The following is an 11,983-nucleotide window of genomic DNA, read 5'->3' as shown; positions in this document are numbered from 1 at the left end:
TGCGGTTTTCCTTTTGAAAGGTTGAGCAGCATGAACATTTCATCAGCATATATCCATATCCCGTTTTGTCAGCAGATATGTCATTATTGTGACTTTACCAAATTCTTTTATAATGAAAGATTGGCCGATGAGTACCTGGAAGCTTTAGAAAAAGAAATTCATACGTATATTCCTCATGAAAAGGCAGAAGTGAAGACTATTTTTGTTGGTGGAGGAACACCGACTGCTTTGACAGCTGAACAACTGCATAGGCTGCTACTCATGATTGAAAACCATTTTATGATAGATCAATGTAAAGAATATACTTTTGAAGCCAATCCTGGAGACCTTGATTTAGAAAAAGTAAAATTACTGAAATCTTTCGGTGTTAATCGTATATCCCTTGGTGTTCAAGTTTTTGACGATGACATGTTAGAGAAAATCGGAAGAATTCATAAGGTGAAAGATGTTTATACAAATGTAGATCGGTTAATACAAGAAGGGTTGACGAATGTCAGCATCGATCTCATGTATGCACTTCCCGGTCAATCAGTAGGTGATTTTGAACGTACAATCGATGAAGCCATGCAGTTTGATTTACCACACTACTCTTCCTACTCTTTACAAATTGAACCGAAAACCGTGTTTTACCAGCGTTATAATAAAGGAAAACTCATCAAACCTCCGGAAGAAGATGAGGCGGAAATGTATGAGATGCTGCAAAGTAAACTGGCCAGCCGTGGTGTTAAACAATACGAAATCAGTAATTTTGCTAAGCCTGGTTATGAGAGTCAGCACAATTTGACATACTGGAATAATGAATATTATTTCGGAATAGGTGCAGGGGCCCATGGTTATCTACCAGGAAAGCGAACGATTAACATACGTCCACTGCCTGCTTATGTTAAACAAGCGATGGCTGATGGCCGTCCGATTCTTCACGAGGAACCTGTAGGGGTTAAAGAACAAATGGAGGAAGAAATGTTTCTTGGTTTGCGAAAGGCTGAGGGCGTTTCTATGGATCGTTTTGAAAGAAAGTATGGCCGTTCTATACATGATGTGTTTGGTCAAGCGATACCCGTACTTAAAGAGCGAGGATTACTCCTTGAGTCGAAACGTCATATTCTTTTATCTGAGAAAGGTAAGCTGCTGGGCAATGAAGTGTTTCAGGAATTTTTGTTGGATTAATAAAAATCAAAGTAAATTCATTGACATCCATTATCGCTTTTGATAATTTATTATTAGATTTAGCACTCACTTTATTAGAGTGCTAACAGAGGTGATTATCGATGTTAACGGATAGGCAATTATTAATTTTGCAAGTCATCATTGATGATTTTATCCTGACGGCACAGCCTGTCGGTTCCCGGTCAATATCAAAAAAAGACGAAATCACTCACAGCTCTGCTACGATCAGAAACGAGATGGCAGACTTAGAAGAATTGGGTTTTCTTGAAAAAACCCACTCTTCTTCAGGGCGTGTTCCATCAGAAAAAGGGTATCGTTTTTATGTCGATCATTTATTGTCTCCTCTTCGGTTATCTAACCAGGAATTGACGACGATTCGACAAGCCTTCAAGGATAGAATGATGGAGTTTGAACGAGTTGTGCAAAAGTCAGCAGGTATATTGTCTGAACTGACCAATTATACATCCATTATCCTAGGTCCGGAGATTTTTGAAACGAAGCTTAAGCAATTGCAAATTGTTCCCTTAAATGATCAATCCGCTATCGCTATACTCGTGACCGACACAGGGCATGTAGAGCACAGGGCATTTAACATTCCTGTTGAAATCGATCATTCTCAATTAGAAAAGATGGTTAACATTTTGAATGATCGTTTAAGAGGAGTTCCTCTGGTGAAACTGTATGAAAAACTTCAAACAGAAATTTACGATTTGATTGAGATTCATACTGACCAGCATGAACATGCTTACTCTTATTTACAAGCCGCTTTGTTGGATGAACACCAGACGAAATTGTATATTGGGGGAAAAACCAATATCCTGATGCAGCCTGAATTCAAAGACTTGGATAAAGTGCGATCTCTCTATGCAATTATTGAAAAAGAGAACGAGATGGCAGACTTGCTGAGATCTGATGAACAAGGTGTTCACGTAAGGATAGGACATGAGAACCCATTCGATGCCATGCAGAACTGTAGTCTAATTACTGCAAGATACACGCTTGGTAATGAGCAGGCGGGAACTATAGCTCTTTTAGGTCCTACAAGAATGGAATATAATCGTGTCATTTCATTAATAAATGTTTTATCCAAGCAAATGACAGAAACTTTCCGTGGCTGGTATTAACTGCGGGAAAGAAACAACATTAGATGGGGGAGCTTTAATTCCCATCGCTTCTTTTTGTTAATTGCTTTTTATAGGATATTAATTCATGTTATAGTCAATAACGTTGAAAGGGTCAAGGAGGTGTACGTCATGGAAGAAAAGAAACAAGAAGAACAAGAAATCATCGATCATTTAAACGATGAAAATGATGAAGAGCAAACTACTCATGAGAATCAGGCTGAAATTGTAGAAGAAGATAGTGAGATCGACCAGATCCGTAAGGAAAAAGAAGAAGTGCACAATCGACTTTTACGTCTCCAAGCCGATTATGATAATTTCCGCCGCAGAACTCAAAAAGAGAAAGAAGCGGATCGGAAATATAAAGCACAATCCCTTGTAGAAGAACTAATTCCTGTTCTTGATAACTTCGAACGAGCACTGCAAGTAGAAGTTGAAGGAGACGCTGCTCAAAATTTTGCTAGCGGGATGAAAATGGTTTACGACCAGTTCCAGGCAGCGTTAGACAAAGAAGGAGTCGAAGAAATTCCAGCTGAAGGAGAAGAATTCGACCCTCATTTGCACCAGGCAGTCATGCAAGTAGAAGATGAAAACTTTGAATCCAATGTAGTTGTAGAGCAGCTGCAAAAAGGGTATCGCTTGAATGATCGAGTGATCCGCCCGGCAATGGTCAAAGTGAACCAATAAAAAACTGTTAACTATAGTAGAGGAGGATTTAGATTTATGAGTAAGATAATTGGAATTGACTTAGGTACAACTAACTCTTGTGTAGCTGTAATGGAAGGTGGAGAAGCAAAGGTAATCCCTAACCCAGAGGGTAACCGTACAACCCCTTCAGCTGTTGCATTCAAAAATGGCGAGCGTCAAGTTGGCGAGGTAGCAAAGCGCCAGGCGATTACAAACCCTAATACAATCCTTTCCATTAAGCGTTATATGGGAACGGACCACAAAGTAGAAGTTGAAGGTACAGAATATACTCCACAAGAAGTTTCTGCGATTATCCTTCAGTATATCAAAGGGTATGCCGAAGACTATCTAGGCGAAACGGTAGATAAAGCTGTTATTACAGTACCTGCATACTTTAATGACGCGGAACGTCAGGCTACAAAAGATGCTGGTAAGATTGCGGGTCTTGAAGTAGAGCGAATTATTAACGAGCCTACTGCAGCGGCTCTTGCATACGGTATCGATAAAGAAGATCAAGATCAAACAATTTTAGTTTACGACTTAGGTGGAGGTACTTTTGACGTATCCATCCTTGATATCGGTGACGGTACGTTTGAAGTAGTATCTACAGCTGGTGATAACCGTCTTGGCGGTGATGACTTCGATGAAGTTATAATTGATCACATGGTTGCTGAATTTAAAAAAGAGAATGGCATCGACCTTTCTCAAGATAAAATGGCTAAACAACGTCTGAAAGATGCAGCTGAAAAAGCTAAAAAAGATCTATCTGGTGTTGCTCAAACACAGATTTCTCTTCCGTTTATCACGGCTGGAGAAGCTGGGCCGCTTCACTTGGAAATGAACTTGACACGCGCGAAGTTTGAAGAGCTTGCTTCAGACTTGATCGAGCGCTCTATGAAGCCGACTCGTCAGGCTATTAAAGATGCTGGACTAAGCACTAATGAAATTCATAAAGTGATTCTTGTTGGTGGTTCAACTCGTATTCCAGCTGTACAGGATGCAATCAAAAAAGAAGTAGGCAAAGACCCTTCAAGAGGAGTTAATCCTGATGAAGTAGTAGCATTAGGCGCATCTATTCAAGGCGGAGTCCTTCAGGGCGATGTTAAAGACGTAGTGCTTTTAGATGTAACCCCATTGTCTCTAGGTATCGAAACTATGGGCGGCGTTACTACGAAATTAATTGAGCGTAACACTACAATTCCTACAAGTCATTCTCAAGTATTCTCTACTGCAGCAGACAACCAGACAGCGGTAGACATTCATGTCCTGCAAGGTGAACGTGAAATGGCTCAGGATAACAAGACACTCGGACGTTTCCAGTTGACGGATATCCCGCCAGCACCAAGAGGAGTTCCACAGATCGAAGTGAGCTTCGACATTGATGCGAACGGTATCGTTAACGTTCGTGCGAAAGACATGGGCACTAACAAAGAACAGTCCATTACAATCAAATCTTCTTCAGGTCTTTCTGATGAAGAAGTAGAAGATATGGTTCGTCAAGCTGAAGAAAATGCGGAAGAAGATAAGAAGAAGCGTGAAGCGATCGAACTTCGTAATGAAGCTGATCAGCTGGTCTTCACTACTGACAAAACAATCAAAGATCTAGGGGATCAAGTTTCTGAAGAAGAGAAAGCAAATGCTGAATCTGCTAAAGAAGAATTGAAAACTGCGCTCGAAGGCGAAGATCTTGACGCGATCAGAGAGAAGAAAGACGCTCTTCAAGAACAGGTTCAAGCCCTTTCCGTTAAACTTTATGAGCAGGCACAACAGCAAGCTGAAGCAGCTCAAGGCGAGCAGGGCAACGCGGAAGAAGATGTTGTAGATGCAGATTATGAAGAAGTTAACGATGATGAAAATAAAAAGTAAGTGATTGAAATGAAAAAGTCAAAGTCAGGATCTTCTTGACTTTGACTTTTTTCAGGTCAAAAGATTTTCAAGCTCTATTTCGTTTGCTTGAATGAGTTAGAGAGTGTTATGATAAATTTTATGCAATAGTGCCCGGGAGAGTGATGAACAAGTGAGTAAACGAGATTATTACGATGTGCTAGGGGTTTCTAAAGATGCCTCTAAAGAAGAAATCAAAAAAGCATATCGAAAACTAGCTAGAAAATATCACCCAGACGTAAGTGAAGAGGAAAACGCTTCTGATAAGTTTAAAGAAGCGAAAGAAGCTTATGAAACACTGAGTGACCAGCAAAAGCGTGCACAATATGACCAATTTGGCCACTCTGGTCCTCAAGGCCAGGGATTCGGAGGTTTTGGCGGTGGTGCTGAAGACTTCGGTGGTTTCGGCGACATCTTTGATATGTTTTTTGGCGGCGGTGGTCGCAGAAGAGATCCTAACGCCCCAAGAAAAGGTGCAGACCTTCAATATTCTATGACGCTGACATTTGAGGAAGCTATCTTCGGAAAAAGCACAGATGTGGAAATTCCGACGGAAGAAGAATGTGATACATGTGATGGTTCAGGAGCTAAACCAGGTACTTCTCCAGAAACATGTACACACTGTAACGGAAGTGGTCAAATTAATCAGGAACAAAACACTCCGTTCGGTCGTGTCGTGAACCGCCGTGTCTGTCATCACTGTCAGGGCAGCGGCCAAATGGTCAAAGAAAAATGTAATACATGCGGAGGAGATGGCCGCGTCACTAATCGCAAGAAGATTCATCTCGATATTCCAGCCGGAATCGATGAAGGCCAGCAGATCCGCGTGCCAGGTAAAGGCGAAGATGGTGCTAACGGCGGACCTGCAGGCGATTTATTCGTAGTCATTCGTGTGCAGCCTCACGAATTCTTTGAACGTGAAGGGGATCATATTTTCTGTGATATGCCTCTAACCTTCGCACAAGCTGCATTAGGTGATGAAATTGAGGTGCCGACAGTTCATGGAAAAGTGAAACTTAAAATTCCTGGTGGTACCCAAACAGGCAAAACGTTCCGATTGAAAGACAAAGGTGCGCCGAATGTTCATGGACGTGGTCAAGGAGATCAGCATGTCAAAATTAAAGTAATTACTCCGAAGAATCTAACGGATCGTCAAAAAGAGTTGATAAGAGAATTTAATGAAATCAGTGGAAATGAAGCTACAGAAGAACAGCATGGTAACTTTTTTGAAAGAATGAAGCGCGCTTTCAAAGGTGAATGATCGTTTATTAGAGTGTCTGGAGGTATAGGTGTTTCGGGTAGTCCCGCAGCTTGAATCTAGACACTCTTTTAATCTTTATACCTACTTAAGAAAAGTGAGTTGATCCTGAATGAAGTGGTCAGAAATTTGTATTCACACGACAAATGAAGCAATTGAACCGGTCTCCAATATTTTACATGAAGCGGGTGCCAGTGGAGTTGTAATTGAAGATCCTAGAGATATGATTAAAGAGGAAAACTCGTTCGGAGAAATATATGAGCTCAATCCTGAAGATTACCCAAAAGAAGGGGTATACGTTAAAGCGTATTTGCAGATGAATAGTTTTTTAGGTGAGACAGTGGATTCGATTAAACAGTCTGTTACAAATCTTACGCTTTATAACATAGATATTGGCCGCAATTCCGTCTCATTGAGTGAAATACATGAAGAGGACTGGGCTACGGCCTGGAAAAAATACTACAAACCTGTAAAGATATCTGAACGGATTACGATCATTCCTACCTGGGAGGAATATGAACCTGTTTCAAGTGATGAACTCATCATAGAAATGGACCCAGGTATGGCATTTGGTACGGGAACTCATCCTACTACAGTGTTAAGTATGCAGGCACTTGAACAATATTTGAAGCCCGAGGATCTTGTACTCGATGTTGGGGCTGGTTCAGGAATACTCAGTGTTGCTTCTATTCTTCTCGGTGCTGAACATGTACACGCTTTTGACTTGGATGAGGTGGCCGTAAAAAGTACTTTCAATAATGCAGAATTGAACCACGTACAGAATCAGATCACTTCAACCAAGAACGACCTGCTTAAAGGTGTAGAAATACAGCCGGATCTAATTGTATCTAACATTCTTGCTGAAATCATAGTTCAATTCGTGGACGATGCTTATAGGTTGTTGAAAGATGATGGGTACTTCATCACCTCAGGGATCATCTCTGGGAAAAAAGACCACGTCTTAGACCGCTTAAAGCAAGCTGGTTTTGAAATAGTAGAAACGAATATGATGGAAGACTGGGTTCTAATTATCGCTAAGAAATAAGGTGTGACTTATTGTGCAACGTTATTTTGTAGACAGTTCCAACTGGAATCAAACGCAAGTGACTATTTCAGGTGACGATGTACATCATATTTCAAATGTGATGCGTATGACTGAAGGGCAGACGATTGTATGTGTTCATCCAGATTTTGGAGCGGCGGTTTGCTCTATTGAGAAGATGGAGGTTCCAGAACAGATTATATGTAAAGTCGATGAATGGATAAAAAAGAACACAGAATTACCTGTAAATGTAACGATTGTCCAAAGCCTCGGTAAGGGAGATAAAATGGAGCAGGTTGTACAAAAAGCTACGGAGCTTGGTGCTGATTCTTTTATTCCTTATCAAGCTGAACGGTCAGTTGCGAAATGGGACAAGAAAAAAACAGATAAAAAAATTATGCGGCTTAAAAAAATCGCAAAAGAAGCAAGTGAACAGTCAGAGCGAGTCAAGGTTCCAGAAATTCATGACCTTTTAGAGTTGAATGAACTGCTGCGAATGGATTCTTTTGATGTGAAATTATTAGCCTTTGAAGATGAAGCTCGCAAAGATACTTACAGCTCTTTGCGGTTAGAATTAGAGAAAGTGAATGAAGGGGATTCCCTGCTGGTCATTTTTGGACCTGAAGGCGGTTTTTCTTCAAGAGAGTCCAATGCTTTAGTGAACAGTGGTTTTCATTCTATCCGCTTAGGGCCGCGGATTTTAAGAATGGAAACAGCGCCACTTTATTTCTTATCTGCTGTTTCTTATCATTTTGAAGAAAATGAATAACCGCTATGGCATTCATAGCGGTTATTTTATATGTGAACAAAGTCTTTTTGGTATTTCTAACGTCTGCTCGCATTTCTCATCGGGTCATGCTATGATACAATAGATGTACGAACAACTAATGGAAGGGAAGTATTATGATGGAGCAAAATCTAGCCAAGATGATTGATCATACACAATTGAAACCCGATACAACAAAAGAAAAAATTGAGCAAATATGCAAAGAAGCCCGAGACAATAACTTCATGTCCGTTTGTGTGAACCCTTATTGGGTCAGCTATTGTAAAGATCTTTTAGAAGGAACGGATGTAAAGGTCTGTACAGTCATCGGTTTTCCGTTAGGGGCAACTACGACGGAAACAAAAGTCTTTGAAACTCGCCAGGCTATAGAAAATGGTGCTGAAGAAGTAGATATGGTGATCAATGTCGGGGAACTTAAGTCCGGCAATAAAGATGTCGTACAGAAAGATATTGAAGCCGTCGTGAAAGAAGCAGAAGGGAAAGCTTTAGTCAAAGTAATCATCGAAACTTCCTTACTATCAGAAGAGGAAAAAGTTACAGCTTCTGAATTGACTAAAACAGGCGGAGCAGATTTCGTGAAGACTTCCACTGGTTTCTCAGGTGGAGGAGCTACGGTGGAAGATATCAGTTTAATGCGTAAAACGGTAGGCCCTGACCTAGGTGTAAAGGCTTCGGGCGGGGTGCGCGATTATGAAGGTGCTAAAGCAGTCATTGAGGCTGGCGCTACTCGCATCGGGGCAAGCGCAGGCATTGCTATAGTTCATGGAGGAAAGGGAACCTCGGACTACTAATAAATTGATTATAAATGATTATTATTTCGAAAAAAGTTGACCATATTCCTCCAATATAATATAATTGTCGAAGGTATGGGAGTTCTCTCATACATTAGAGAAACAGTTTTTTTGCTTCGGAGGGAGGGAAATAGCATGTCAAAAACAACTCGCGTTCGTAAAAACGAGTCACTTGAAGATGCTCTTCGTCGCTTCAAGCGCGATGTATCGAAAAGCGGTGCATTATCAGAATATCGTAAGCGTGAATATTACGATAAGCCTAGCGTTCGCCGCAAGAAAAAGTCTGAGGCCGCTAGAAAGCGCAAGTGATCTAAAGAGGGTGTTAATAGATGTCAATTACTGAACGTCTAAACCAAGATATGAAAACAGCGATGAAAGCCAGAGAGAAAAAAACTCTGACTGTCATCCGTATGGTGAAAGCTTCGATGCAGAACGAAGCGATTAAACTAGGTAAAGATGAACTTTCTGAAGAAGAAGAACTTACTGTTTTATCCCGCGAGGTAAAGCAGAGAAAAGATTCCCTCCACGAGTTTAAAGAAGCTGGACGCGAAGATCTTGTAGAAGAACTTATTCAAGAAATTGGGATTTTACAAGCATATATGCCGGAGCAGCTTTCTGAGCAAGAACTTGATCAGATTGTTCAGAATACCATTGAAGAAGTAGGAGCATCATCTAAAGCCGACATGGGAAAAGTCATGAACGCGGTTATGCCTAAAGTAAAAGGCAAAGCCGACGGTTCTAAGGTGAATCAGCTCGTATTAAAGCAATTATCATAATTGTTAAAGGTCTCTCTTTTTTAAAAAAGAGAGACCTTTTTAATTTTTTTTGAAACTTATTTAATCATAAAAACGTATAGACTAGTATTCAACAGATAAGATAGAATGAGGGGGGTGGATCTATGAAAACTTTTCGAATAACCGTACTTAGTATCATGTTGCTGGTGGCGGCAGGTTTGTCCGTTTTCCAATTAACTCATAAAGTTAGTGCAGATGGTGAAGGCAAGCAAGTGTATGTCATTCCTGTGGAGAGTACAGTTGAACGCGGGATGACAGCCTTCTTAGAACGTACAACTAGTGAAGCCATTGAAAATGGAGCGGACCATATCATATTTGAAATCGATACACCGGGAGGCAGAGTTGATGCTGCGGGCGCTATAGGAGAATTGCTTCAAGATCTTGAGGTGCCGAATACTGCTTATATTACGAGCCAAGCCTACTCGGCAGGGTCGTACATTGCTTTGAACGCTGATCAGATCTATATGAAACAGCAAGCGACGATCGGGGCTTCTGGTGTCATAAATTCTGATGGTACAGCGGCGGATAAAAAAGCACAGTCAGCGTGGGTTTCCTCTATGGTAGCAGCTGCAGAGTCCAATGGGAGAGACCCGATCTATGCACGCGCTATGGCTGATAGCAGTGTAGACTTACCTGAATATGGAGCTGCTGAAGGTGAATTTTTGACTCTGGGTCCGAATGAAGCGGTCGAAGTAGGGTATGCAGAAGGAGTCATACAGGACAGAGTAGAACTCCTTAACGAGTTAGAGCTTTCTGGTGCTGAAGTTGTGGAGAATAATCCTACTCCTGCAGAAAATTTTGCTCGTTTTCTCACCGATCCTGTGGTCATCCCTATTCTATTATCTGTCGCTAGTTTAGGACTGATTGTTGAATTATACTCGCCAGGCTTTGGAATCCCTGGAATTATGGGAGTGGTTTCACTTGTCCTGTTCTTTTATGGACACATCGTAGCCGGTTTGGCTGGATATGAAGCCATCATTCTGCTCATACTGGGAATAGGACTGATTGTAACTGAGTTCTTCGTGACGAGTGGGTTCTTAGGTATAATTGGAGTCGTTGCTGTCGTTACATCCTTGATGATGTCTTCTGCTGACATGGGACAGATGGCTCTCAGTATAGGAATTGCTTTAGTAGTAACGATAGTCGTTTCCATCATTCTATTTAGAACCATCGGAATGGAGCGAGGGTTTTTCAAACATGTCATTCTCAGGGATTCCACCTCATCCGAGAAAGGCTATGTATCATCTGTGACCCGCTTAGAACTGATAGGTCTAGTAGGAGAAACTGTTACACCACTTAGGCCGGCAGGTACCGCCGTCTTTGACGAAGAAAGGCTTGACGTCGTGACAGAAGGTAATTTCATTGGAGCAAATCAGCGTGTGAAGATTGTGAAAACAGAAGGATCCAGAATCGTCGTACGCTTGTTAAAAAATTTAGAGGAGGAATAATTTAATGACAATTCAAGAACTGATGCCTATTATTATTATTGGTATTATCATCATCGTAGTTGCTGTACTATTCACGTTTATTCCGGTCATGCTATGGATTAGCGCGTTAGCGGCTGGAGTGAAAATCAGCATCCTTACACTAATCGGAATGAGATTGAGAAGGGTAATCCCATCACGAGTCATCAATCCATTGATCAAAGCCCACAAAGCGGGTGTCAATGTAGACACCAACCAGCTGGAAAGCCATTACTTAGCTGGAGGGAACGTCGACAGAGTCGTCAATGCTTTAATTGCTGCACAGCGAGCGAATATTGAATTGAGTTTTGAAAGAGCTGCGGCAATTGATTTAGCAGGACGTGACGTTCTAGAAGCGGTTCAAATGAGTGTAAATCCTAAAGTTATTGAAACTCCTTTCATCGCAGGTGTTGCTATGGATGGGATCGAAGTTAAGGCTAAAGCAAGAATTACTGTACGTGCCAATATTGACCGACTCGTCGGTGGTGCGGGTGAAGAAACGGTTATCGCTCGTGTTGGCGAAGGGATCGTATCAACAATCGGTTCCAGTCAAAATCATAGCAAAGTTTTGGAAAATCCAGACATGATCTCCCAAAACGTGTTAGGAAAAGGGCTGGATGCAGGTACGGCTTTTGAAATTCTTTCGATTGATATTGCCGACATCGACATCGGTAAAAACATCGGTGCGATTTTACAGACTGACCAGGCAGAGGCAGATAAAAATATCGCCCAAGCGAAAGCTGAAGAGCGTCGTGCTATGGCAATTGCTCAAGAGCAGGAAATGCGTGCACGTGTTCAGGAAATGCAAGCTAAAGTTGTGGAAGCTGAAGCAGAAGTGCCACAAGCTCTTGCTGAGGCTCTTCGTTCAGGGAAAATGGGTGTTATGGACTACATGAATTATCAAAACATCAATGCTGATACAGATATGAGGCAGACACTTGGTGATATGTCCGAGGACAAGGATAAGGATGATCAATAATTTTCCTACC

The 11,983-nt window shown here is 41.4% G+C and carries 12 protein-coding genes; all 12 read left to right on the top strand.

From position 1 onward, the window contains the following. Window positions 1–30 precede the first annotated feature (30 nt). The 12 genes from hemW (at window position 31) to floA (ending at window position 11,973) form a co-directional block, all read left to right on the top strand. On the top strand, window positions 31–1,167 hold the full coding sequence (hemW, locus tag LF817_RS03335; RefSeq protein WP_253934351.1) for a radical SAM family heme chaperone HemW: 1,137 nt from the start codon (window positions 31–33) through the stop codon (window positions 1,165–1,167). 101 nt (window positions 1,168–1,268) lie between these two features. Next, the gene (gene hrcA, locus LF817_RS03330) at window positions 1,269–2,291 is read left to right on the top strand and encodes a heat-inducible transcriptional repressor HrcA (RefSeq protein WP_253934350.1); all 1,023 of its coding nucleotides are present in this window, start codon (window positions 1,269–1,271) and stop codon (window positions 2,289–2,291) included. Between the two features lie 129 nt (window positions 2,292–2,420). Beyond that, window positions 2,421–2,975: a nucleotide exchange factor GrpE gene (gene grpE, locus LF817_RS03325; RefSeq protein WP_253934349.1), complete on the top strand. Its 555-nt coding sequence runs from the start codon at window positions 2,421–2,423 to the stop codon at window positions 2,973–2,975. A gap of 36 nt (window positions 2,976–3,011) precedes the next feature. Next, window positions 3,012–4,841, top strand: a complete 1,830-nt coding sequence (dnaK, locus tag LF817_RS03320) for a molecular chaperone DnaK (protein ID WP_253934348.1) — start codon at window positions 3,012–3,014, stop codon at window positions 4,839–4,841. A 151-nt stretch (window positions 4,842–4,992) separates the two neighbouring features. Next, window positions 4,993–6,120, top strand: coding sequence for a molecular chaperone DnaJ (dnaJ, locus tag LF817_RS03315; protein WP_253934347.1), 1,128 nt, complete (start codon window positions 4,993–4,995; stop codon window positions 6,118–6,120). Between the two features lie 109 nt (window positions 6,121–6,229). Beyond that, window positions 6,230–7,162, top strand: a complete 933-nt coding sequence (prmA, locus tag LF817_RS03310; protein ID WP_253934346.1) for a 50S ribosomal protein L11 methyltransferase — start codon at window positions 6,230–6,232, stop codon at window positions 7,160–7,162. Window positions 7,163–7,175: 13 nt separating this feature from the next. Beyond that, window positions 7,176–7,928 (top strand): 16S rRNA (uracil(1498)-N(3))-methyltransferase, encoded by a 753-nt coding sequence (locus LF817_RS03305; RefSeq protein ID WP_253934345.1) that lies wholly within the window; start codon window positions 7,176–7,178, stop codon window positions 7,926–7,928. A 137-nt stretch (window positions 7,929–8,065) separates the two neighbouring features. Then, window positions 8,066–8,737 carry a deoxyribose-phosphate aldolase gene (gene deoC / locus LF817_RS03300; protein ID WP_253934344.1) on the top strand — a complete coding sequence of 224 codons (672 nt, stop codon included), beginning with the start codon at window positions 8,066–8,068 and terminating at the stop codon, window positions 8,735–8,737. A 135-nt stretch (window positions 8,738–8,872) separates the two neighbouring features. Next, window positions 8,873–9,046 (top strand): 30S ribosomal protein S21, encoded by a 174-nt coding sequence (gene rpsU, locus LF817_RS03295; RefSeq protein ID WP_079530318.1) that lies wholly within the window; start codon window positions 8,873–8,875, stop codon window positions 9,044–9,046. Between the two features lie 20 nt (window positions 9,047–9,066). Beyond that, window positions 9,067–9,513: a GatB/YqeY domain-containing protein gene (locus LF817_RS03290; protein ID WP_253934343.1), complete on the top strand. Its 447-nt coding sequence runs from the start codon at window positions 9,067–9,069 to the stop codon at window positions 9,511–9,513. A gap of 155 nt (window positions 9,514–9,668) precedes the next feature. After that, window positions 9,669–10,979 carry an NfeD family protein gene (locus LF817_RS03285; protein ID WP_253934555.1) on the top strand — a complete coding sequence of 437 codons (1,311 nt, stop codon included), beginning with the start codon at window positions 9,669–9,671 and terminating at the stop codon, window positions 10,977–10,979. A gap of 4 nt (window positions 10,980–10,983) precedes the next feature. Next, window positions 10,984–11,973 carry a flotillin-like protein FloA gene (floA, locus tag LF817_RS03280; protein ID WP_253934342.1) on the top strand — a complete coding sequence of 330 codons (990 nt, stop codon included), beginning with the start codon at window positions 10,984–10,986 and terminating at the stop codon, window positions 11,971–11,973. Window positions 11,974–11,983: the final 10 nt, after the last annotated feature.

Source organism: Halobacillus sp. A1, assembly GCF_024189295.1.
Taxonomy (GTDB): Bacteria; Bacillota; Bacilli; order Bacillales; family Halobacillaceae; genus Halobacillus_A.
The sequence above is the reverse complement of the archived record's forward strand: the minus strand, read 5'-3'. Positions and strand labels throughout refer to the sequence as shown.